The sequence below is a fragment of the Psychrobacter piscatorii genome, assembly GCF_043641605.1.
GTDB classification, from domain to species: Bacteria; Pseudomonadota; Gammaproteobacteria; order Pseudomonadales; family Moraxellaceae; genus Psychrobacter; species Psychrobacter piscatorii_C.
Genome location: NZ_JBHZRK010000004.1, coordinates 82,997 through 106,770, shown reverse-complemented (window position 1 = coordinate 106,770; position 23,774 = coordinate 82,997). Strand labels below are relative to the sequence as shown.

17 protein-coding genes and 1 pseudogene are annotated in these 23,774 nt (G+C 44.4%); 16 read left to right on the top strand and 2 right to left on the bottom strand.

Annotated features, from left to right (window positions below):
* The first annotated feature begins 228 nt into the window (after positions 1-228).
* The gene (locus ACHUET_RS05330; RefSeq protein ID WP_394211272.1) at positions 229-1,494 is read left to right on the top strand and encodes a tyrosine-type recombinase/integrase; all 1,266 of its coding nucleotides are present in this window, start codon (positions 229-231) and stop codon (positions 1,492-1,494) included.
* A 42-nt stretch (positions 1,495-1,536) separates the two neighbouring features.
* Here ACHUET_RS05330 and ACHUET_RS05325 read toward each other — a convergent pair whose 3' ends face one another.
* Positions 1,537-2,334, bottom strand: a complete 798-nt coding sequence (locus ACHUET_RS05325; RefSeq protein ID WP_394211270.1) for a helix-turn-helix domain-containing protein — start codon at positions 2,332-2,334, stop codon at positions 1,537-1,539.
* Between the two features lie 232 nt (positions 2,335-2,566).
* Here ACHUET_RS05325 and ACHUET_RS05320 point away from each other — a divergent pair, with 232 nt between their 5' ends.
* The 6 genes from ACHUET_RS05320 to ppc all read left to right on the top strand — a co-directional run bounded on the left by ACHUET_RS05320 (position 2,567) and on the right by ppc (position 11,824).
* A complete protein-coding gene (locus ACHUET_RS05320; protein WP_394211268.1) occupies positions 2,567-3,556 on the top strand; it encodes a proline racemase family protein in 990 nt (329 codons plus the stop codon).
* A gap of 69 nt (positions 3,557-3,625) precedes the next feature.
* Positions 3,626-4,873 carry an NAD(P)/FAD-dependent oxidoreductase gene (locus ACHUET_RS05315; RefSeq protein WP_394211266.1) on the top strand — a complete coding sequence of 416 codons (1,248 nt, stop codon included), beginning with the start codon at positions 3,626-3,628 and terminating at the stop codon, positions 4,871-4,873.
* Between the two features lie 94 nt (positions 4,874-4,967).
* The gene (dapA, locus tag ACHUET_RS05310) at positions 4,968-5,831 is read left to right on the top strand and encodes a 4-hydroxy-tetrahydrodipicolinate synthase (RefSeq protein ID WP_394211264.1); all 864 of its coding nucleotides are present in this window, start codon (positions 4,968-4,970) and stop codon (positions 5,829-5,831) included.
* A gap of 51 nt (positions 5,832-5,882) precedes the next feature.
* On the top strand, positions 5,883-7,370 hold the full coding sequence (locus tag ACHUET_RS05305) for an aldehyde dehydrogenase (protein ID WP_394211262.1): 1,488 nt from the start codon (positions 5,883-5,885) through the stop codon (positions 7,368-7,370).
* A 60-nt stretch (positions 7,371-7,430) separates the two neighbouring features.
* Positions 7,431-8,879, top strand: coding sequence for an alanine/glycine:cation symporter family protein (locus tag ACHUET_RS05300; RefSeq protein WP_394211260.1), 1,449 nt, complete (start codon positions 7,431-7,433; stop codon positions 8,877-8,879).
* 158 nt (positions 8,880-9,037) lie between these two features.
* On the top strand, positions 9,038-11,824 hold the full coding sequence (gene ppc, locus ACHUET_RS05295; protein ID WP_394211258.1) for a phosphoenolpyruvate carboxylase: 2,787 nt from the start codon (positions 9,038-9,040) through the stop codon (positions 11,822-11,824).
* Between the two features lie 61 nt (positions 11,825-11,885).
* Here the strand turns inward: ppc and ACHUET_RS05290 are convergent, their stop codons facing one another.
* Positions 11,886-12,860, bottom strand: coding sequence for a RodZ family helix-turn-helix domain-containing protein (locus ACHUET_RS05290; protein WP_394211256.1), 975 nt, complete (start codon positions 12,858-12,860; stop codon positions 11,886-11,888).
* 241 nt (positions 12,861-13,101) lie between these two features.
* Between ACHUET_RS05290 and ACHUET_RS05285 the strand changes: the two genes are divergently transcribed.
* The 9 genes and pseudogenes from ACHUET_RS05285 (at position 13,102) to prpF (ending at position 23,753) form a co-directional block, all read left to right on the top strand.
* Positions 13,102-14,115 (top strand): LysR family transcriptional regulator, encoded by a 1,014-nt coding sequence (locus ACHUET_RS05285; protein WP_394211254.1) that lies wholly within the window; start codon positions 13,102-13,104, stop codon positions 14,113-14,115.
* Positions 14,116-14,419: 304 nt separating this feature from the next.
* On the top strand, positions 14,420-15,706 hold the full coding sequence (locus ACHUET_RS05280) for an NRAMP family divalent metal transporter (RefSeq protein WP_394211252.1): 1,287 nt from the start codon (positions 14,420-14,422) through the stop codon (positions 15,704-15,706).
* A 359-nt stretch (positions 15,707-16,065) separates the two neighbouring features.
* The gene (gene prpB / locus ACHUET_RS05275; protein WP_201599353.1) at positions 16,066-16,959 is read left to right on the top strand and encodes a methylisocitrate lyase; all 894 of its coding nucleotides are present in this window, start codon (positions 16,066-16,068) and stop codon (positions 16,957-16,959) included.
* A gap of 61 nt (positions 16,960-17,020) precedes the next feature.
* Positions 17,021-18,148: a bifunctional 2-methylcitrate synthase/citrate synthase gene (gene prpC / locus ACHUET_RS05270; RefSeq protein ID WP_394211250.1), complete on the top strand. Its 1,128-nt coding sequence runs from the start codon at positions 17,021-17,023 to the stop codon at positions 18,146-18,148.
* Between the two features lie 77 nt (positions 18,149-18,225).
* Positions 18,226-18,852 carry a hypothetical protein gene (locus ACHUET_RS05265; protein WP_394211249.1) on the top strand — a complete coding sequence of 209 codons (627 nt, stop codon included), beginning with the start codon at positions 18,226-18,228 and terminating at the stop codon, positions 18,850-18,852.
* 86 nt (positions 18,853-18,938) lie between these two features.
* Positions 18,939-21,572, top strand: a complete 2,634-nt coding sequence (acnD, locus tag ACHUET_RS05260) for a Fe/S-dependent 2-methylisocitrate dehydratase AcnD (RefSeq protein ID WP_394211476.1) — start codon at positions 18,939-18,941, stop codon at positions 21,570-21,572.
* Between the two features lie 218 nt (positions 21,573-21,790).
* Positions 21,791-22,051 (top strand): annotated as a pseudogene (locus ACHUET_RS05255) (type II toxin-antitoxin system Phd/YefM family antitoxin); the annotation flags it as partial.
* A 107-nt stretch (positions 22,052-22,158) separates the two neighbouring features.
* On the top strand, positions 22,159-22,419 hold the full coding sequence (locus ACHUET_RS05250; protein WP_037025847.1) for a Txe/YoeB family addiction module toxin: 261 nt from the start codon (positions 22,159-22,161) through the stop codon (positions 22,417-22,419).
* An 80-nt stretch (positions 22,420-22,499) separates the two neighbouring features.
* A complete protein-coding gene (gene prpF, locus ACHUET_RS05245; RefSeq protein ID WP_394211247.1) occupies positions 22,500-23,753 on the top strand; it encodes a 2-methylaconitate cis-trans isomerase PrpF in 1,254 nt (417 codons plus the stop codon).
* Positions 23,754-23,774: the final 21 nt, after the last annotated feature.

Below are 23,774 nucleotides of genomic sequence, written 5' to 3'. Positions count from 1 at the left end.
TCTACTCCTTATTTCCCCAATATGCTACAATTATCCCCAAGTGAGCCTTGGGGATAATTAATATATAAATCCTTTTGTATAAAAGGCCTGTAATATTATTAGAATAAATATCGGTGTCCACATCAGTGTCCAAATACTCTCTGGCTCTTTATATAAGGGTATTTTCATAAGTTATCGAATTTGCATAAACCATCACGCATTTTCCTCATAAACATTACGGATAAGAACATGGCTGTCGACAATATAAATGATATCAACAAACTTGAATGTCGAGATAAGGATTACTCGGTCAGTGTCTCAGGTATCGCGGGTTTGAGTCTACGTGTCTATCCAAACGGTAAAAAAGAATACTACCTACGCTACTCTCATCCACATGTCGATGGTAAGCGACCTAGAATGATGCTGGGCAAGATTGAGGACATCAGTCTATATGAGGTCAAGTACAAAGCAGAGACCATACTTAATATGGTCGCAAACGGCTCTGACCCCAAAGCCATACAGCAAAAAGAGCAAGTGAATAAGTATGCTCACCTAAAAAACGCCACATTCGCTGACATTGCTCAAGCATGGCGAGCTCACAAAACATCCAGTCGTCAGCAAAGCAAATCGAAAAAGCCTGCGTTTAGTGAGTCGACACTCAAATTTTGGGATTTGTGCTTAGGATACATGTGCCAAAACATTGGCGACTTAAGGATGAATGATATCACCAGTGAGATGATACTAAGTGTGTGTGAAGCAATCCAACATAATGATAATCAAGCGACTTTCGTTGGTGCCAGCACTCGGCTTTATACGGAAAAAGTATTTTCATTCGCCGTCGCACGAGGATTATGCGATAAAAATGTAGCGATTGACACCCGTGGCGAGCTGGCACCAGCTGGCTCAAGCAATCACTTGCCAGCCATTACCAAACCGGAGCAGTTTGCGACGCTTTTACAGGATATGGCCGATTTCAAAGGGGCAAGCAAGCTCACATTAGAAGCCATGAATTTACTGCCTTATGTGTTTGTCCGTAGTATTGATTTACGCTCTATGCGTTGGCAGGATATTGACTGGGATAATAATACATGGGCGTTCTCCCCGACCAAAGGCGAAGGTCGCGACGACATGGTATCGCACTTGGTTGTGCCATTAGCCACGCAAGTGATTGCGCGATTACGAAATATTCAGTCTATCACAGGCCATAAGGAGTACGTCTTTGCCTCAATGCGTGGTTCAAGCAATGCTTATATCAGTAAAGCGACACTGGTACAGATATTTCATCGGCTTGGATACAAAGATGTGCAATGTGCGCATGGATTTCGAGCATCGGCTAAAACCTTGCTCATGGAACAGCCTGAGCTACGCTACTCAGACATCGTCACAGAGTTACAGCTGGGCCACAGGATAAAAGATACACATGGCGGGGCTTACAATAGACTCGATGAGATCGATACTAGAATCCAGATGATGCAAGATTGGGCGGATTATATAGATAAGCTTCGGAGTTGTTAGAAAGTTATTTTAGAGTTAAAAACCATATCTGGCTGCGCTTATTTATGATTCTTTAAAATGTATTTTACGAAAGCTCACAGGGGACATGCCAGTAAATTGCTTAAACTGTCGACTAAAAGCACTATGGTCTCCATAACCACAATTCAAAGAGATTTGAGTCACGGTCAATTTATGATTGGCCAATAATCGAATGGCATGCTCTAGACGCATTTTTTGTACAAACTGAATAGGCGACATATTTAGTACGGCTTTAAACGTACGTTCTAGCTGTGATTGACTCAGATTTGTCAGTTTGGCTAATTGGACGATATGAATTTTTTGATCAAGATGATCTCGTACATACTGAGCCACGCTTGCCAGCCGAGCGTGCTTACGCAGTATCCGCTCGTTATCCTCATCAATATCTACGGATATACCTACCATCGCTACAATATAATTTTCTATATCATAGACGGGGATTTTTTGCGTAATACACCATCCAAGCTGGCCTGATGCATAGCTATGAAGCTCTAGCTTATCCACGATATCTCTACCCTCTTTTAAGACTTTCAAATCCTGATTGAGATAATCCTTGCCTTGAGAACTCAAAAAAACTTGCTCGGGTGTCAGGCCTATTAGTGCTTGTTTATTCTTAAACCCACTGCGTTTGATGAGCGTTCTATTGACGAGTCGATAGCAGGCTTTATCGTCTTTCACAAAAAACACCACATTCGTCATCGTATCAAACAGAGGCATCAATAAGGATATATTCCCCGCAAACTCATCAAAAGTGGCGGGTCGATAAGTCTGTAGGTGCTTTGCTAGTCCCCTTATTGGGGCATCTAATACTAACGGCCTCATGGTGATATTTCCATATAGCATCTCAAATTTGGCATTGAGTGGTTGGTGATTTTAGGAGCTACCTCACCTTTATACTCCGATATGTCTGTATAACCTGTGCAGAAATGCGCATTTATTCATGTAAAAACATCAAGACTGCTTTTCTGAAAAACGTCATTCTATATTTACGCCTTGTTCATTTATGAATAACGCTAACAGTATATTAAATCACGGATGAATCAGGTAGGCAGTCATGTTTGATACGCTTTTCACTCTTAAGATTCTTGATTCGCATACTGGCGGTGAACCTACTCGCATGGTGTATGAAGGATTTCCTGAGCTTAGTGGGCAATCTATTCAAGAAAAACTTCAAGACTTCAAACAGAACTTCGATCATTTACGTCAAAGCATTATCCTAGAACCTCGTGGTAATGATGTGCTTGTCGGAGCACTTTTGTGCCCACCTTCTGATCCTCGTGCCATAGCTGGCGTGATCTTCTTCAATAATCATGGCTATTTAGGTATGTGTGGCCATGGCACAATCGGTATTATCGCCTCTCTAGCTTATCAACAAAAGATAACCGCTGGTGATCACTATCTAGAAACAAGCGTAGGTCTAGTTAAAGCAACCTTGCATGATGATGGTAGTTGTAGCGTTCAGAATATCCCCTCTTATCGCTACCAAAAACAAGCAGAAGTTCAAGTACCCGATATTGGTCCTATCTATGGCGATATCGCTTGGGGCGGTAATTGGTTTTTCTTAGTCAACGATCATAAACAAGCTATTGAAGCTAATAATGTTAAGGCGCTTACTCAATTTAGCATACAGATTAAGGAAGCACTTCATAAGTCTGGAATCACGGGTGCTAACAATGGCGAAATTGATCATATAGAACTGTTTGGCAAGAGCGATCTCGCCGGCATTAACAGCAAAAACTTCGTATTATGCCCTGGATCTGCCTATGATCGCTCTCCTTGTGGTACTGGTACCAGTGCCAAATTGGCTTGCTTGGCCGCAGACAATGTACTCGCACCTGGTGAGACTTGGTATCAGCAAAGCATCATTGGCAGTATCTTTAGTGCCAGCTATCAGCCTATTGATGTACTTAATAATCATAGCTCTCTTCATAATAATTCTATCAATACTATTATACCCACGATCCGAGGGTACGCCTATGTATGTGCAGAGACCTCTCTCATCGTTCAAGATAGCGATCCGTTCAAATGGGGTATTTCTCTATAAACACCCGTTTATAGAGCTTCTAGGAAGTAACCAACCATTGCTCAGTAATGTCAGAAAAGCGAGACTATCATGGACACACAAGTGTTTGATATACATATCATCGGTGGTGGCATTATCGGGCTATGTGCTGCGGTTACTCTACAGTCTCGCGGGGTAAAAGTTGCAATTTTAGAGGCGGATAAAATCGCTCGCGGTGCAACTTATGGTAACGCAGGTCACATTGCCACTGAACAGGTTTTCCCTATTGCTGATGCCAGTATCTTACGACATGTTCCTGCCATGCTACTCAACCCTGATGGGCCTTTGCGGATAGATTGGCGCTATCTTCCACGCTTAGCACCATGGGCATTCAAGTTATTACTTAACATGCGTATCGAACCTTTTACACGCAGTCATCAAGCGCTTTTGGCATTAAATGCACAAAGCCTTCAAACTTGGCAAGATTTTGCCAAAGAGTGGCAGTTACGTTCTTGGGTACAAATACAAGGATCTGTATTAACCGCAGAGACACCCAACAGTCTAAAAGTTCTGACTGAACATGGTCAACGCTTAAACAGTTTAGGTGTCTCTAACAGCCTACTCTCACAGTCAGCACTGACAGATCTTGAGCCTACATTAAAAGACAATCAACTGGGTGCTTTGTTTTTTCCAGAGACAGGCCATATCACCAATATAGAAGCTATTACCCATAAATTAAGCACTATTTTTAGATCGCTTGGTGGTCAAATTTATGAAAATTGCCGTGTTCTGAGTGCAGAAGTAACGACTGATGGTATTCGTCTGACGACAACACAAAAGCAGCTTCATGCCAGCAAAGTTATGCTCGCAGCAGGGGCGCACTCTAAAGCTTTAGCCAAACAGCTCACAGGCATCTCAGTACCAATGGATACCGAGCGAGGCTATCACCTGATGCTCCCTAACGAAAGTCAGCGTCTCAACATCCCTGTTTCCAGTATGGATCGCCGCTTTATTATGACACCAATGGAAAAAGGGCTGCGTCTGGCTGGCACTGTAGAGTATGCAGGGCTTGAAGCACCAGCCAATATGAACCGTGCCCACATGTTATTGAAACAAGCACAAGCCATGCTAAAAATCCCACTAAATAGTGAAGATAGTATGCCGTGGATGGGATTTAGACCCTCTACTGCAGACTCATTACCCGTCATAGATAGACAAAAATCTGTTTTTTTAAACTTTGGGCATCAGCATTTGGGATTGACCCAAGCTGTCATCAGTGCACAGGTTATCACCGCATTGTATTTTGGCGATAACCCCACTGTAGACCCGACTGCTTATCGATTGGATCGCTTTAGATAAAAAACTCTCACCTCTATGAACACTCATAGAACCAACCATGCCGCTAATAGCCAACGGTTTGCTAACGGCTTTTATTTCAAATAAGGATATTCATATGAACATTCATGGCGTTTTAGTCCCTATCGTGACTCCTTTTACTGCCAACGGCGAGGTTGATACCCAAACACTGACCGAGCTTGTCAATGTCTTTGTAGAAAAGGGTGTGACTGGTATTGTCGCTTGTGGTACCACGGGTGAGTATTACACTTTCTCGCCTGCAGAGCGCGAACTGGTTTTGACCACTATCGCTGACGCTGCTAAAGGCAAAGTCACTCTGATTGCAGGTATCAACAGTTTATCAACCAATCATTCTATCGAGCTTGCCCATCAAGCCAAAAAATTGGGTTATGACGGCCTGATGCTATCTGCCAATCCTTATAGCCTACCAGACCAAGAAGGTATTATTGCGCACTTTGAAACCGTCGCTGATGCCACTAACCTACCTATCGTTATGTACAATTTTCCAGCACGCGTCGGTGTAAGCATTGAATTTGAAACCGTCGCACATTTATCCAAACATCCCAATATTGTAGGCGTCAAGGAGAGCAGTGGCGATTTTAGTCATGCATTACGTATGCTGCAGGCTAATTTTGAAGACTTTGAAGTGGTTTGTGGTTGTGACGACCAACCCGTAGATTTTTTCTTTTGGGGTGCTAAGAGCTGGATCGCTGGTGCAGCCAACGTATTTCCAGCCGAGCAAGTGGCACTGTTTGAAGCCACCCAAAAAGGCGATTGGAATCGTGCTAAAGAGCTGATGACAGCCATGTATCCTGCCATCCACTCTATGGAGTCTGGGAACTATAACCAAAAAGCCAAAGCAGGCTGCGTCAATGGCAACATCAATGTTGGGTCGGTGCGTCTACCGTTGACTGATATGTCGAGTGAAGAGACTCAGTCATTTTTAGCCATGCTGTCTTAATACATCGCGCCATCGTTATCGTTTTCACCACTATATAAAAAGGACTACCTAATGAGCATGACCACAGCACAAGTCTTTGAGCTCGCCAGTAACCAAAAGCTTTGGGCAGGCCATCTGATTGATGCTAAAGCCTCCCTATCAGAGGAGACACTACCTAACTATAGCCCCATTGATAATGCCTGCATAGGTCACATTGCCAGCGGCAGTCAGCAAGATGTCAATACGGCAGTGATGGCTGCCCGAGAAGCTTTTGAACATGGTGAATGGCGACGGATGTCTCCTGCTGAGCGCAAATCTGTCATGCAGCGCTGGTGTCAGTTGATGGATGACAATATCGATGAGCTGGCGGCATTAGATTGTGTCGATGCTGGCAAACCTATTACAGAGTGCCTTAATACTGACCTGCCCGCTACTATCGAAACCTTTGAATGGTACGCCGAAACAGCCGATAAGGTTTTTGGCAAAGTTGCTCCGACGGGAGCTGATTCACTAGGTTTGGTCGTGCAAGAGCCTATCGGTGTGGTGGGTGCAGTACTGCCATGGAATTTCCCTGCGCAGATGTATGCATGGAAAGTGGCGCCTGCCCTCATAACTGGCAACTCAGTCGTCGTCAAACCCGCTGAACTGACCTCACTCTCAGCATATCGATTGACACAATTGGCGTATGAGGCGGGCGTACCAAAAGCAGCTTTGCAAATGGTCTGCGGGCTTGGTGAAGAGGTGGGCGCGGCACTCGGTCAGCATATGGATGTTGACATGGTTTCTTTTACAGGATCAACAGAGGTTGGTCGACTGTTTCTACAGTACTCTGCACAAAGCAATCTGAAAGAAGTGGTTTTAGAATGCGGCGGCAAGAGTCCTCAGATTGTCTTTGCAGATGCTGTGGTCAATGAACAGACCATTGAACATATTTTATCTGCCGCTTTTTGGAATATGAGCGAAAACTGTAGCTGTGGTTCACGTTTACTTGTGCACTCTAGCCAAAAAGAGGCGGTATTATCACTACTACAAGAAGGTCTGAAATCTTGGAAGGTTGGTCATCCTTACGATTCCGAGGTCGCTATTGGCCCAATGATTGAAAAAGCACATTTCGAAAAGGTCGTATCACACCTCAATACAGCCAAAGCAGAAGGGGCCAGTCTGATCGCAGGTGGTCGCATCCACGATGAGCTTGGTAGTGGTTGGTATATCGAACCGACCGTCTTTGACAATGTCAGCCCAGATATGACGCTGTTCAAAGAAGAGGTTTTTGGTCCTCTTTTAGCGGTAACAAGTTTTGAGACCGAAGACGAAGCCATTCAGCTTGCCAATCACAGCGACTATGGGCTTGCCGCCTCTTTTTATACTCAAAATATCCATCGAGCCTTTCGCGTGGCGTCTGCCATTAAGGCCGGTACGGTCTCGATTAATGGTTTTTCAGAAGGAGATATTACAACGCCTTTTGGTGGCTACAAGCAATCTGGCTTTGGCGGTCGTGATAATGGTTTGGAGGCACTATCGCAGTACACCCAAACAAAAACCGTCTGGTTAGTGAATTAAAAACTGCCATCAGCCACGTTCAAATTAGCATAACCGAAAACATTACAAGGAAGTAACGTTATGGAAAATATTATCAACACTATCGTTGGATATATCTGGAGTGATGCGCTCGTCTATCTTGCACTGGGTGTCGGCATATATTTTACAGTCATGACCCGTGCTGTACAGATCCGTTATTTCAAAGAAATGATCAAATTGTTGTTCGACAAGCAAAGCTCACCGGCAGGGATTAGCTCTTTTCAAGCATTTTGTATGGCGTTATCAGGACGCATTGGTGTCGGTAATATTGCAGGGGTGGCGACTGCCATCGCAGCGGGCGGCCCAGGCGCAGTATTTTGGATGATTTTTATGGGTGTTCTGGGCGGTGCTAGTGCTTTTATCGAGTCTACTCTAGCACAGGTCTATAAACACAAAGTCGGCGATCAATACCGTGGTGGCTCACCGTTCTATATAGAAAGAGGCTTAAAGCTTAAGCCCTTTGCGATTCTCGTCGCTGTCGTCACCTGCCTATCTTATGGCGTATTAGTACCCGGCGTGCAGGCCAATACGATTGCCGATTCTTTTAATACCGCATTTAATATACCGCCCATGGCAACTGGAGTGCTGCTAGTCGTACTACTAGGCATCATTATATTTGGTGGTGTGAAGCGTATCGCTAATTTTGCCGGCAAAGTCGTCCCTATCATGGCTATCGGCTACATTCTCATGATGGTGATTGTATTGATTTTCAATGCGCAAAATATTCCTGCAATGTTTGCACTCATCTTCAAAAGCGCTTTTGGAATGGATGCGGTATTTGGTGGTATGGTTGGAACTGCGATATCTTGGGGCGTACGCCGTGCGGTTTTCTCAAACGTTGCAGGTGCTGGTGAGGCCACCTTTAGCTCGGCGGCGGCAGAAGTATCACATCCTGCCAAGCAAGGTTTGGTACAGAGCTTTTCTATTTATATAGATACCGTGCTTGTTTGTACTGCAACAGCGTTAATGATTTTATCAACAGGTATGTACAACGTGGTTACTCCTGAGGGTGTAACATTGGTTAGCAACATGCCTGGTGTGGAAGCGGGAACTGCATTTACCCAAGCAGCGGTATCGACAGTCTTTAATCAGTATGGTAGTGGTTTTGTGGCAATTGCTATTTTCTTATTCGCCTTCACCTGCTTGATTGCCTATTATTATATTGCCGAGACGACTTTGGTTTATTTAGATAGTAAGCTTCGCTATCCAATGCTTAAGCATGCACTTAAGCTGATTTTTCTAATTGTTTGTTTTACAGGCAGTGTTCAGTCGATTGGTATGATGTGGGCGCTGGGTGATATCGGCTTTGGTAGTATGTGCTACTTAAACTTCATTGCTATTCTACTTTTGAGCAAAGTGGCTTTTAAAGTCCTCAAAGATTACGACGAGCAGATGAAATTAGGCGTCAATCCTGTCTTTGATCCTAAAAAGGCTGGCGTGGACAATGCAGACTTTTGGGTTGATTACAGTCAGGAGCATGGCCATAAATAATCGATTTAGTGATAATGCGGCAAAAGTTAATGGATAAAAAGTTGTTATCAACGTCAAGCAGGCCTCCCCTATTTATGTTAAATTGCAAAAAACGGTAAGGACATGACGCATAAAATAGCCATAGTATTGTATCCACTCATTTGACAGGAAGGTTTTAGATGACACTAGATAACAACGTACTACGTAAACGCACCAGCTTGTTGGGCTCATTGCTTGGTGACGCCATTTCTCGACAATCTGGCGAACAAACGCTAGAGACCATTGAGACGCTGCGTAAAGGATTTATTCAGCAGCGCCGCGAACCTAATGAGGCACATAAGCAGCAGCTCATTGATTTTATTGCCTCTTTAGACAACAAAACCTTAAAAAACGTCATACGCGGCTTTTCTATCTATTTTTTTCTGGCCAATCTCAGCGAAGAAAATTACTTGCGTGAGCAGCGTCACAAGCTGCGTATGCAATCTGAGCAAAGCTGGGAGGGATCATTCCGCAGTACCTTACTTGAGTGCCGTGAGCGCAATATTGAGCCGGCTCAAATGCAGGAGCTTATTGATCAGCTCAAATTTACGCCTGTATTTACCGCTCATCCCACCGAAGCGCGCCGTCGTACAACGATGAATATCTTGCAAAGCCTTTTCACTCATAGCGATGCTTTAAACAATCTAACAGAAAACAGCTTCGCCTATGAGCAAGCCAAAGAACAAACCGCTCAGACGATTGATCTACTATGGTCGTCAGATGAAGTGCGCACGCGCAAGCCGCTGGTCTATGATGAGATTAATAATGGCCTGCATTATTTTAACGCCAGCTTATTTAACGCCATTCCCAAAGTGTATCGCAATATCAAAAAAGCCATTGTTGATATCTATCCGGAGCTGACCGACAATCCACTGCCTGCCTTTATGAGCTTTGGCTCGTGGATTGGCGGTGATAGAGATGGCAACCCTTTTGTCACTTTTGAGACCACAGAGCTTGCCGTGTTGATGCATGCTGATACTGTGCTGCGTCATTACCAAGTACTGCTCAAAAAACTGCGCCGACAGCTCATTCATAGTGACACCATTGTCACCGTCTCACCTGATATCTATGCCAAAATCAAAAGTTATGATGAGCTTGATCAGCGTGTGTTTGACTACAACCTCGATGACTATGGCAACGAGCCTTATCGTCGATTGCTTTCTTTAATACTCACTAAGGTCAATGCCACCAATCGCCGCATCCAAAGTAAAGGGGCTGATATTGAGGCTGAAAAAGACGCATATGCCAATCCAGAAGAGCTGCTAGAAGACTTACGTATTATCCGCCAAAGTGTCACTACTCACGACAAGGCGCATGCAGATGGATTATTGCTCGATGTGATTCGTCTGGTCAAAACATGTGGCTTTCATTTGGCGGCGCTCGATATCCGTCAAGAGTCGTCATACCATGGTGAAGTCATTGCCGATATTTTTGCGAGTGCCTCCAACCTACCTGACTATCAAACTCTCAATGAGTCCGAACGCCAAGAATGGTTGACGCGCTTGCTACAAAAACCTGGCACGCCGCTTATCTATACTGACAACCTAACAGATAAAACACGTGAGCAATTGGCGCTGATGAATTCAGTGGCTACTTTACGCAAATTGGTAGGACAAGATACTTTTGGCAGCTATGTTATCTCAATGACCAATAATGCCAGTCAGTTATTAGAAGTACTGCTACTTATGCGCTTTGCAGGCCTGTGCAGGGTTGATAATGACGGTCAGTTGTCAGCGGATCTGCCCGTTGCTCCCTTATTTGAAACGATCGAAGATCTCAAAAATATCGATCAAATACTGCCTGCTGTACTCGATAATCCTTTATATCGTGGTCTACTGAAACAGACAGATAACACGCAAGAAATCATGCTGGGCTATTCAGATTCCTCAAAAGACGGCGGTATTATCACCTCTGCATGGCAGCTGTATAGCGCGCAGCAAACCATCAATCGCATTGCTGAAAAGTACGGTATCAAAACGCGGCTGTTCCACGGACGTGGCGGTTCTGTAAGTCGCGGCGGCGGCTCAACACACAAAGCCATAGCCGCTCAGCCCGCCGGCACACTACATGGTCAAATCAAAGTCACTGAACAAGGCGAGGTTCTTTACGCCAAGTACGCCAATACCGATACAGCTGTTTTTGAGCTGACGATGGCCATCACAGGTACGCTCAAAGCATGCTCAACAAGATTTGTGGTACAACCTGATGAGCTACCCAATTACGAAGCGTTATTTGCGCGTTTGGCCGATGCAGGCGAGCAGCGTTATCGCAAACTCACCGATCATACTGAAGGGTTCTATAAATTTTACTCGCAAGTGACGCCTGTACAAGAGATCTCTTTATTGAATATTGGCTCACGCCCCGCTCACCGCAAAAAAGGCTTGCCTAGCAAAACCACATTGCGCGCGATTCCTTGGGTGTTTGGTTGGTCGTTGGCACGCTTCACTTTACCTGCTTGGTACGGCGTTGGTAGTGCCCTCCACAGTGTCAAAGACGATGAGGATTGGATGAGAGAGATGAATGCGCACTGGCCATTTTTTAGCGTCTTTATCAGTAATATTGAGATGGCTTTTACCAAATCTGAGATGAGTATCGCTCGTGCTTATAGTCAGCTGTGTGAAGATGACGCGCTACGTGAGCAGATCATGAGTGAAGTACTCGATGAGCATGAGCTAACCTCCTCTGGCCTAAACTCTTTGCTAGATCAAGAGGATTTGCTAGCTAGCCAGCAAAATCTGGCTGCCTCACTTCAGTGGCGAGATGCTTATTTGGATCCTATCAACTATATCCAAATCGAGCTGTTAAAACGTGCCAGACAGCAAGATGACAATACGGCAGATAACCATAAAGATGGCGATCTCAACGTAGAAGATCCATTAATCCGTAGTATCAATGCATTGGCAGCGGGTTTGCGTAATACGGGGTAATAGCCATTCAGGGCTTATCTATAAAACAAGCGCTTTTGTGAGAAAGGGCTTGTAAAAAACCTTAATCGTTAGTCTCGCGATATAACGTGGTTTGTGACTCTTGCCTAAAGTCCTCATAGGTAATGGCAGCCTCACTCTCTGGAGCTGGAGAAGGTCCTATAGGCTCAACTTCAGCTGCGGGCACGTTTTGTTCGCTATTATCTGAATTAATCGATTGTGCTGACACTAACGGCTCCTCGACCGTATTGGCGTCATTAGGTAATGGATTGTCATCACTATTCACTACAGGTTCGGCACCGACCACTGGCGTGCTGGTCGTAGCCGCAGGCGCTGTCCCGTCTAAGTTACTATCATTATTGGTAGTAGCATCAGAAACAGAAGTCGATAAAAATCCCGTAAAAATAAGGGTAAGTACGACAATAGCAATGAGTAGTGAACCAAAAATTATACCAATAATGAGAGGCTTTTTACTACTTGCCACTTTCTTTTGTGGCTTTATAGCGTCCCTATGATCTGGCTCCAATGGCATGGCTTTAGTGTTTAAAGGGTCATCAATTGTTGTGCTAGATAAAGGCGTCGCTTGATCGAGATCGACAGAGGATGGCTTTTTTCTCTCATTATTCTTACTTAATTTGCTATCTAAGTTATCGTTTAAGATATTATCGATACCAGCATAACTATCAATTCGCTTATCTGATACCTTTTCTTGTGTCGATGCGTTTTGACCTGAAAAGTCAAAAGTAGCGTTTGTTGTCACGATGTCGACCAACTCTAATCTTGGCTCTTTATCGTTATTTTCATCTTCAAATAATTGCAGCTCTTCTACGCTTAGAGGTTCAAAAGCAGGTAACTTACTTGCCGTTTTTAAGGATGTTGAATCATCATTATCATTTTGGGTGTCATTTTCAGCGCTTTGAATTCGACTGATAAAACGTTCGTAAATATTATTTTTGGCACGCTTACGCGATTTTTTATGAACGAGTTGAGACAACTCTTCGTCAAAATCAGTACCGATGTCTTTTTTTTCGTCGTTCATAAAATAACACCAAGCCAGTTTATGCTACTGGCAGTAAATGACTGATAAAATGAAGTTGTGATTTTTATTGCTAAACTGTAACAGTATTGCTAGTCCCCAATATAGTTGCTCATACCCCTATCTTCAAGCACAATTTATTTGAGGCCGCTAACATTTGTAAGACTCATCTTAAATAATGGGATGAATTATTATCAAAAGTAGCTCGTATACAGACAACATATACCATAACAGGCTTAATAACATGGATTTAAAACAGCTTAATGCATTTATTGCTGTCGCGAATTTGCGCAGCTTTAGTGCAGCCGCAGCAAAGACAGGACTGTCACAGCCAAGTTTGAGCCGCCTGCTTAAACAGCTCGAGACCGATATGGATGTTGTGCTTATCGATCGTTACCACAGGCCATTACATCTGACGGAAGCGGGCGAATTTTTTTACGATAAGATAAGCACCATACTGACAGAAATTGATACTGTCACCAGTATGACCCAGCGCTTATCAGCGCCAAGTAGTGCGCTGAACATCGGTTTTGTGCCATCAGTATTATATGGGTTACTCCCTGAAATCATCGCCATGCTCAAGCAGTCCAATCCTGATATAGAGGTCAACCTTAAAGATATCAGCTCTTATCAGCAAATGGAGGCACTCAAATCTGGTGAGATTGATATCGGTTTTGGGCGTTTTGCCCATCAAGATCCCTGGATTCAACAAATATTACTGCGTCATGAGCGCTACGTGGTGGCCTTGCCAAAGTCGCATCCTCTCGCCTATGTAAAGGAGCAGCGATTAATAGATTTGGCAAACAATCGCTTGATTTTGTACCATCAAACGCATTTACCGATTGCCACAACACTACCGACATCAGAGTCAGTTAGTGCAAAGCAGGAAGCTAATACAAAAACCAGACGTGTCACCAATGAAAAATCTGCACTTAGTGAGCCGATTACAGAGCCGTTACTACATTTGTTTGCACAATACGGTATCTCACCGTTTATGACCACCACGGTGAGTGACTTGCAAGTAGCCCTAGGCTTAGTCGCTGCGGGCGAAGGTATCACGCTTGTACCTGCCAGCTTAACCACGGTACGTACAGAACAAATCAGCTACCAGCGTTTGATACACGAAAACGTCACCTCTCCTATTTACCTGCATACTCTCAAAGATTTTGTGCATCCAAGTATTTCTGAGTTATTGAATGCTATCTATCAGGTCTATGAAGAACGAGGCATCACCTACCGGCGACAAAAATTTGTGTAACGTCCTTAAATGACCAGATATTGCGTGGATATTGTGTTATAAAGAAACGCCAAAAAATAATCTGCTCTAATACTTGATATTATCAGATTAATATGCTAACCAAAAAGAATGGCAATGCAAACAAATAGTAATAATAACTAGAATAATCATTCTCCTGAATCGTATTGGTGTGCTAAAGTCGATACAAGATTAATCGTTTTATAAAAAAGCATGTATAAACATGTATAAAGCGGTTGTCTAATGATCACTGGCAAACTGACACAGGTAAGTGATGATTTGCCGTTTTAACCATTTCGAGGTATTCATGTCCACACAACCACTCAACAACCCAAGTACCACTGACGATATCGTTACTGAACAGCAAGAAGGCTTTAGTTGGCGTATATTTGGCCCAGGTATTTTGATGGCCACCGCTGCAATCGGTGGCTCGCATCTGATTTCATCGACGCAGGCTGGTGCTATATATGGCTGGCAGTTGGCGATTATGATTGTTTTAGCCAACGTTTTTAAATATCCGTTTTTTCGCTTTGCAACCGACTATGTTTACGATACGGGCGAGAGCTTGATTGCAGGCTACGCCAAGCGTTCAAAGGTATATCTTTGGGTATATTTTATCCTCTCTATCTTATCAGCGGTCATCAGTACGGGTGCGGTCTCGCTTATTGCAGCGGTGATTTTGGGCTTTATGCTACCCGCCTCTCTTGAGCTATCGACGATGGTGCTGTCTATGATCATCGTGGCCGTCTCTTGGTTCTTTTTGATAGCTGGTCATTATAAATTGCTCGATGGCGTGACTAAGTGGATTATGATTGCCTTGACGGCAGCCACCGTTGCCGCTGTCGTGATTGCTGCTGGCAAGCCCACGGTTATGGCAGCAGATTTTATTGCTGTGTCTCCTTGGAACCTAGCGACACTCGGTTTCATCGTTGCATTGATGGGCTGGATGCCAGCACCGCTTGAGTTTGCCGCGATTACTTCTATGTGGACTTCTGCCAAAGTCAAAGCCGATCACACCACGCATAAGCAAGGCTTGCTCGACTTCAACGTTGGTTATGCCGTTTCAGCGATTCTGGCCTTGTTTTTCTTATCGCTTGGTGTGTTTGTCCAGTATGGTTCAGGGCAAGAGATTGAGTTAGTTGGCGGTGCTTATATCAACCAGTTAATCAATATGTATACGGCAACCATCGGTGAATGGTCACGATTGCTGGTAGCATTCGTCGCCTTCATGTGTATGTTTGGCACCACAATCACGTGTGCTGACGGCTACGGCCGTGCCAATGCTGAGTGCTGGCGTTTGCTTAAAGGCGAAAGCGAAATCAATAAAAAGCAAATCGCTTTTTGGACGACATACGCTATCGGTGGCGGGCTTGTGATTATTACGTTCTTCACGGGACAGTTGGGCGCGATGCTTAAGTTTGCCATGATATCCGCGTTTGTTTCTGCGCCTATTTTTGGTTGGTTAAACTACTCATTGGTCAAGAAACATAAAAAACTGTCAGCAGGTATGAACGCTCTGTCTATCGCAGGCTTGGTATTCTTGGCAGGATTTGCCTTATTGTTCTTAGCCAATTTGGCAGGTTTATTTGCTTAAACTTAGTCTTTTTTAAGCTCATGATAAATAAAGCCCTAATAGCTCAGCTATTAGGGCTTTTTGGTGGGAAAAGGGCAACTTAAAGAGCAATACGCCTATTGTAATTGTAACTAAATGTAAATTATAAAACATCTTAATATTTGAATATTTGGGTAATATGAATACTTATCATAGCGAAGTATTGAAAAGTACATAATGCTATTTGTTTTATGAATAATATTAAATTAACTACAATTAATTATTAAAAATAATAAACAATAATCTATAAGCTAACCTTTGCAGACGTGGATAATTGGGTATAATCAGTGACAACAACAAGATTATTTTCTATCCATACAAGCCCATGAAAGGATACTCACATGACCTCACTCTCAGCAGGTGCACGCTTTCGCAGTGCGCTAAAACAAAAAAATGATAATAACCAGCCACTACAAATTGCAGGCGCGATCAATGCTTATACCGCGATGATGGCGACCCAAGTCGGCCACCAAGCGCTGTATCTCTCTGGTGGCGGTGTGGCAAATGCATCATTTGGTTTGCCTGATCTTGGCATGACCAGCCTTGATAATGTACTAGAGGATGCTCGCCGTATCACCGATGCAGTTGATACGCCATTATTGGTTGATATCGATACGGGTTTTGGCGGCGCGTTTAACATTGCTCAAACCATCAGAAAAATGGAAAAAGCAGGCGTGGCAGCGGTACATATCGAAGACCAAGTCGCGCAAAAGCGCTGTGGTCACCGTCCAAATAAAGAAATCGTTAGTATCTCTGAGATGGTCGATCGCCTAAAGGCGGCATTGGATGCCAAAACGGATCCTGATTTTGTGGTGATGGCTCGTACTGATGCGCTGTCCGTTGAAGGCTTAGACGCCGCTGTTGAACGTGCCGTTGCTTTTCAAGAGGCGGGTGCAGACATGATCTTTGCAGAAGCATTAACCGATATCGAGATGTATCGTAAATTTACCGATGTACTCGATATTCCAGTCCTCGCCAACATGACTGAATTTGGTCAGACCGATCTATATACCACTGACCAGCTATACGGTGTGGGCGTAGATATGGTTCTATATCCATTATCTGCCTTCCGCGCCATGAATAAGGCCGCATTGAACGTTTATCAGCACTTGCTCGATGACGGTACGCAAGAAAAAGTCGTCGATACCATGCAGACGCGTATGGAGCTTTATGATTTCTTAAACTATCACGAGTTTGAGCAAACCTTAGACAAGCTGTTTGCGGACAATAAATAATCATAATAAGCAGTATTTTCACTTAACAATATAAAAAGCTACCCACAAAAGGAATGTAACCATGGCAGCACAGAAAGAACTTTCAGGCGCAGGACTTCGCGGACAAGTTGCTGGTAAGACGGCATTATCGACCGTTGGCAAATCAGGCTCTGGTCTGACCTATCGCGGCTATGACGTATCAGAGCTGGCAGATAAGTGTATTTTTGAAGAAGTGGCGTATTTGCTGCTATATGGCAACTTGCCTACGCAAAGCGAACTTGATGCCTATCAAGCTAAGCTCAAAAGCCTTCGCGGCCTACCACAAGCATTAAAAGACGTGCTTGAGCGTATCCCAAGCGACGCGCATCCAATGGATGTGCTACGTACTGGCTGCTCTATGCTAGGCAACCTTGAGAGCGAAACGGATTTCGCTCAGCAAAACGATAAAACTGATCGTATGCTGGCAGCTTTCCCATCGATCATTAACTATTGGTATCGCTTTAGCCATGACAACGTGCGTATCGAGACTGACACAGATGATGCTACCATTGGCGGTCATTTCTTGCACTTGCTCAAAGGCGAAAAGCCAAACGAACTACACGAAAAGGTTATGAACGTCTCGCTTATTCTCTATGCAGAGCATGAGTTTAACGCGTCGACCTTTACCGCTCGTGTGTGTGCATCTACCTTGTCTGATATCCATTCTTGTATCACTGGTGCAATCGGTTCACTACGCGGTCCATTACATGGCGGCGCGAATGAAGCGGCGATGGATATGATTGAAGGCTTTAACTCACCTGATGAAGCTGAAGAAGAAATGATGGGTATGCTGGCTCGTAAAGACAAAATCATGGGCTTTGGTCATGCGATCTATAGCGAGTCAGATCCACGTAACGTCGTGATTAAAGGTTGGGCTGAGAAGCTAGCTGCGGACGTTGGTGATGATGTGCTATATCCAGTATCCGTACGCTGTGAAGAAGTCATGTGGCGTGAGAAAAAACTGTTCTGTAATGCTGACTTTTTCCATGCGTCAGCCTATCACTTTATGGGTATCCCAACCAAACTGTTCACGCCAATATTTGTCTGCTCACGCCTGACTGGCTGGGCCGCTCATGTGTTTGAGCAACGTGCCAACAACCGTATCATTCGCCCAAGTGCCGAATACACCGGTGAAGAGCTGCGCCCTGTACCAGATATGAGCGCGCGTTAATTTTTTTGAGATAGAAGCTATGTAGAGTGTACCGATTTGATGCACTCTACCATTACTTTTAAAGCATTTGAAATACTATGATATTCAGCAGCACTTTTGATATTAAATCGGCATTGAAAAATGCACCCTTTTTACATACTTGGTGGTCTTTCGCTAAAGAAGGTAAAGATTCCAAGAAGATTTTTACAGACGAACTTGAAAGAGAGCTTTATACAGATCATCCATTATATGGACTGGAAGTCGAAGTTCTTGCAAACGGTCAAGGGGACGATTATTTATTTAAAATAAAACAGTCAAGCCAAGTCTGTGTTGTGCATCTAACTCGCAAACATGCTACTGAAATTCCCCCTTATCCATTAACACAAATATATGAAAGCTTAGATGATTGGTATGAAACAGACTATATCCCCGATTTTTTTGAAATATTGGGCACTCCAAGTGATTTAAGTTTTTTTGAGCAAAATGTTATTGGTTATGCCATCGGTTTTGTTACGAATTTGGATTTTGAAAGCTACCTTTATACTTTAGATAGTAAAGAGTGTCTTTTGACAGACGATGAGTATCTCAGTTTTATTTCCTTAAACTTTGATAATAGGTTTGAAGTATTGATAGCTTTTAATCAGTGGTTTAGAAAAAAATTTAAAGATGCAAAATATGATTTATTAGAAATGCATCAATGGTTTAGTGAAAAGTTAGTACTTTAATACCTGCCTAGATTTTAACAAAAATATTCAAATGCCAACCAGCCAACTGCCAAAGGTGACTTATGGACAACGCCCTAGTACAACCCATGAATGACGAATTTAAAAAACCACTTCCTGATACTGACCTTTATTACTTTGACACTCGCGAAGCTGTCGAGCGCATCGAAGCGGGTGCTTATGACAAGCTACCATTCTGCTCAAAAGTATTGTGCGAAAACCTTGTGCGCCGTTGTCCACCTGAGGATTTAACGGCAGCACTAAAGCAGCATATCGAAGGCAAGCAAGATCTTGATTTTCCTTGGTACCCTGCCCGCGTGGTCTGTCACGATATCTTGGGTCAGACGGCTTTTGTTGATTTGGCAGGCTTGCGTGATGCTATCGCTGAGCAAGGCGGTGATCCGTCCAAGGTAAACCCTATCGTGCCAACCCAGCTGATCGTTGATCATTCATTGGCGGTTGAGCATGCAGGCTTCGAAAACGACGCGTTTGAAAAAAACCGTGCTATCGAAGAACGCCGTAACGATGACCGTTTTCACTTCATCAACTGGTGCCAGTATGCCTTTGATAATGTCAACGTCGTACCACCAGGCAACGGCATCATGCATCAGATTAACCTAGAGAAAATGTCACCTGTCGTACAGGTCGTACACAATAAAGCCGGTGAGGAAGTCGCGTTTGCCGACACCTTAGTTGGTACGGATAGCCACACGCCGATGGTCGATGCGCTAGGTGTGATCTCAATCGGTGTAGGCGGTCTAGAAGCCGAAAGCGTCATGCTAGGTAATCCATCATATATGCGCCTACCTGATTACGTTGGCGTCAAATTAACAGGCAAACTGCAAAAAGGCATCACTGGTACGGATCTCGTACTGGCGATGACTGAGTTCTTACGCGACGCAGGTGTGGTCTCTACCTATATCGAATTCTTCGGTGACGGTGCACGCCAGCTAAGTGTCGGTGACCGCGCCTCTATCTCAAACATGACGCCTGAATATGGCGCAACTGCTGCAATGTTCTATATCGATGAGCAAACCATTGACTATCTACGTCTGACGGGTCGTAGTGAAGAGCAAATCAAACTGGTTGAGCAGTATGCTAAGCAAACGGGCTTATGGGCTGACGGTATGGAAAAAGTCGAATACGCCCGTGTGCTTGAGTTTGATTTGTCATCAGTCGGTCGTAACATGGCTGGCCCATCACGTCCTCATGCCCGCGTATCAACCGATGATTTGGTGGCCAAAGGTATCGCCCACGCGCCTGATCAAAAGCTACCAGAGCCAAAAGATGGTCTGATGCCGGATGGCGCGGTTATTATCGCTGCTATTACCAGCTGTACCAACACCTCAAATCCACGCAACATGGTTGCCGCAGGTTTGGTTGCCCGTAATGCTAATGCCAAAGGATTACTACGTAAACCTTGGGTGAAGTCATCATTAGCACCTGGCTCAAAAACGGTCAAAATGTACTTAGAAGAAGCAGGCCTGATGCCAGAATTACAAGAGATTGGCTTTGACGTGGTTGGCTTTGCTTGTACGACGTGTAATGGTATGAGTGGTGCACTTGACCCTGACATCGAACAAGAAATTATCGACAATGATTTATTTACCACGGCAGTACTATCTGGTAACCGTAATTTTGACGGTCGTATCCATCCGTATGCCAAGCAAGCATTTTTGGCCTCGCCGCCACTCGTTATCGCTTATGCCATCGCTGGTAACATTCGCTTTGATATCGAAAAAGACTCATTGGGCAAAGACCAAGATGGCAACGATGTCTATCTAAAAGACATCTGGTTTGATGATGAAGAAGTAGATGCCATTGTTGCTTCTGCCGTGAAGCCTGAGCAGTTCAATGCCGTATATATCCCAATGTTTGATGAAGCCAAGAAGGATACGGGCAAAGCGTTAAGCCCATTGTACGACTGGCGTGAAATGACCACGTACATTCGCCGTCCGCCGTATTGGGAAGGTCAAATGGCAGCGATGAACAAACTAAAAGGTATGCGTCCGCTTGCTGTATTAGGTGATAACATCACTACCGACCATATGTCACCTTCGAATGCTATTCTTGGCTCATCAGCAGCTGGCGAGTATCTCGATACTATGGGCTTGCCTGCTGAGGACTATAACTCATACGCAACCCATCGCGGCGACCATTTAACCGCGCAACGTGCGACCTTTGCCAACCCTAAACTATTGAATGAAATGGTACGCGATGAAGATGGCGAAGTTGTCCAAGGCTCATTGGCGCGCGTTGAGCCAGAAGGTCAAGTCATGCGCATGTGGGAAGCGATTGAAACCTATATGAACCGTGAGCAGCCGCTTATCATCATCGCAGGTGATGGCTATGGTCAAGGCTCAAGCCGTGACTGGGCTGCCAAAGGCGTGCGTCTCGCTGGCGTAGAAGCAGTCGTCGCTGAGGACTTTGAGCGTATTCATCGTCAAAACTTAGTGGGCATGGGAGCGCTGCCTTTACAGTTTGAGGAAGGCACGACTCGTCATACGTTAAATATCGATGGTACAGAAACTTTTGATGTCACAGGTGAAGTCTCGGCTGGCGGGTTGATGACTCTAGTGATTCATCGTACCGATGGCCGTACGGACGAGACGCCTATTATCTGCCGCTTAGATACAGCTGATGAAGTCAAAATGTATAACGCTGGCGGTATGCTACAGCGTTTTGCCAAAGAGTTTATCGAAGGTACGTTAGATATTGTCTAAGTGTCATGTGTTCTGATTAACCAACTCCTCTGAAGACGCCGATGTTGTATAACTTCATATGACATCGGCTTTTATTTGCTTTTGCGTTCTATACACTGAGTTTTGTGACTTACTCCTAAGTACTAGATAGCAGCTAGATATTGAGTTTACTTAATCAATAGCGTAATATGTACTATATATTGTACAAGTTACACAGAATATCACGAAAGGAGTAAGCCATGAGAGTCGTTAGTTTTTCAGAAGCAAGAAAGCACCTAAAATCTGTCCTAGACACGGTAAATGATGATGCCAATGCCACTATCGTGACCCGCCGTGACGCTGATGATGCCGTTGTGATGTCGCTTGATTATTACAATAGCCTGATGGAAACCGTCTATCTGCTAAAATCTCCTGCCAATGCAGCGCACTTAGCGGACTCTATTGCCCAATATAAAGCTGGTAAGACTGTTACGCGTGAGCTAATAGATACGGTAGAAGATAGTGATAAAGGTGATGGTAGCAGCGATAATAATGAGCATACGGATAGCGATATTGAAAGTGCTTGAACTCAAAGACTGTAATCCATCCAAAGGAAAAGGGTCTAACAATGAGTGAACAACTAGCATGGACAGATGCTGCGTGGAAAGACTACCTGTACTGGCAAACGCAGGACAAAAAAACACTCAAACGTATTAACAAACTCATCACCGAATGTAAGCGTAATCCGTTTGAAGGCATTGGCAAGCCTGAACCCCTAAAAGAAAATCTATCTGGATTTTGGTCAAGACGCATCGACGACGCCAATCGGTTGGTATATGCCGTCGATGATAACTATCTTACGATTATCTCTTGTCGCTATCATTATTAATGAGCGTTCTTAGTCGTTCGTGTTTACTTGCTGATGACGCCATACCCAATCTTATAACAATATAAAAAGGACTTAATACAGTGGCCCAAACCAATACTAAATCAAAAACCCCTTTCGCCCCGCAACTATCTGTCCCCGCTACCTATATGCGCGGCGGTACCTCAAAAGGCACGTTCTTTAAACTATCTGATTTGCCTGAGCGTTGCCAAGTCGCTGGCGAGGCGCGGGATAACTTCTTATTGCGCGTCGTCGGCAGCCCAGATCCTTATGGCAAGCAAATCGATGGTCTCGGCAATGGCAGCTCCAGCACCTCAAAGACGGTTATTTTATCCGAATCAGATAGACCTGATCATGATGTGAATTATCTGTTCGGACAAGTTAATATCGCCAAGCCTATGATTGATTGGGCAGGTAACTGTGGCAACTTAACCGCGGCTGTTGGTGCTTGTGCCATAAATATGGGTCTGGTCAGTGCTGACAAGATTGCTAATAGCATTGATGGCAATCAAGATAGTGGCATTTGTGAAGTACGCATTTGGCAAGAGAATATTGGTAAGACGATTATTGCTCATGTGCCCGTCTATAAAGACGCAAATGATAAAGTACAGGTTCAAGAAACCGGTGATTTCGAATTAGACGGTGTCACCTTCCCCGCTGCTGAGGTTAAAATTGAATTTATCGATCCTGTGGACGCCACAAGCGATATGTTCCCGACTGGCAACTTGGTCGATGATTTTGATGTGACGGGTTGTGGCCTTGATACTAATAGCGTCAAAGCGACCTTTATTAGCGCGGGCATACCGACTATCTTTATGAACGCAGAAGATTTAGGCTTTACCGGTACTGAGTTGCAAGGTGACATCAACAGCGACAGCGATCTACTTGCCAAACTTGAGAAAATTCGTGCCAAAGGCGGTGTGGCGATGGGAGTGTTTAAAGATGTCTCTGAGGCGCAAACCAGCCAACACATTCCTAAAATCGCTTGGGTTGGCGCAGCAAAAAGTTATACGGCGTCGAGTGGTAAGTCAGTTAATGCAAGCGATATTGATCTAGTCGTACGTGCCATGAGTATGGGGCAATTGCATCATGCCATGATGGGGACGGCAGCGGTCGCGATTGCTGCTGCCGCGACCACGCAAGGTACGCTTGTTAACGAGGCTGCTGGCGGTGGCGAGCTTAATGAGGTACGTTTTGGTCATCCCTCAGGGACATTACTCGTCGGTGGTAAGACTGAACAGGTCGATGGACGCTGGCAAGCCAAAAAAGTGTCGATGAGTCGCTCAGCAAGGCGTATCATGGTCGGTGAAGTTTTTGTGCCAGCGAATGCGTTTTAAGCGCAGTCATGGCTTATTTTA

Coding starts and splice junctions, on each gene's coding strand:
- ACHUET_RS05305 (WP_394211262.1), top strand. CDS start 5,883: ATGAGCATGACCACAGCACAAGTCTTTGAGCTCGCCAGTAACCAAAAG.
- ACHUET_RS05290 (WP_394211256.1), bottom strand. CDS start 12,860: ATGAACGACGAAAAAAAAGACATCGGTACTGATTTTGACGAAGAGTTG.
- prpB (WP_201599353.1), top strand. CDS start 16,066: ATGACCTCACTCTCAGCAGGTGCACGCTTTCGCAGTGCGCTAAAACAA.
- ACHUET_RS05330 (WP_394211272.1), top strand. CDS start 229: ATGGCTGTCGACAATATAAATGATATCAACAAACTTGAATGTCGAGAT.
- ACHUET_RS05265 (WP_394211249.1), top strand. CDS start 18,226: ATGATATTCAGCAGCACTTTTGATATTAAATCGGCATTGAAAAATGCA.
- ppc (WP_394211258.1), top strand. CDS start 9,038: ATGACACTAGATAACAACGTACTACGTAAACGCACCAGCTTGTTGGGC.
- prpC (WP_394211250.1), top strand. CDS start 17,021: ATGGCAGCACAGAAAGAACTTTCAGGCGCAGGACTTCGCGGACAAGTT.
- ACHUET_RS05315 (WP_394211266.1), top strand. CDS start 3,626: ATGGACACACAAGTGTTTGATATACATATCATCGGTGGTGGCATTATC.
- ACHUET_RS05325 (WP_394211270.1), bottom strand. CDS start 2,334: ATGAGGCCGTTAGTATTAGATGCCCCAATAAGGGGACTAGCAAAGCAC.
- dapA (WP_394211264.1), top strand. CDS start 4,968: ATGAACATTCATGGCGTTTTAGTCCCTATCGTGACTCCTTTTACTGCC.
- ACHUET_RS05280 (WP_394211252.1), top strand. CDS start 14,420: ATGTCCACACAACCACTCAACAACCCAAGTACCACTGACGATATCGTT.
- ACHUET_RS05300 (WP_394211260.1), top strand. CDS start 7,431: ATGGAAAATATTATCAACACTATCGTTGGATATATCTGGAGTGATGCG.
- ACHUET_RS05285 (WP_394211254.1), top strand. CDS start 13,102: ATGGATTTAAAACAGCTTAATGCATTTATTGCTGTCGCGAATTTGCGC.
- ACHUET_RS05250 (WP_037025847.1), top strand. CDS start 22,159: ATGAGTGAACAACTAGCATGGACAGATGCTGCGTGGAAAGACTACCTG.
- ACHUET_RS05320 (WP_394211268.1), top strand. CDS start 2,567: ATGTTTGATACGCTTTTCACTCTTAAGATTCTTGATTCGCATACTGGC.
- acnD (WP_394211476.1), top strand. CDS start 18,939: ATGAATGACGAATTTAAAAAACCACTTCCTGATACTGACCTTTATTAC.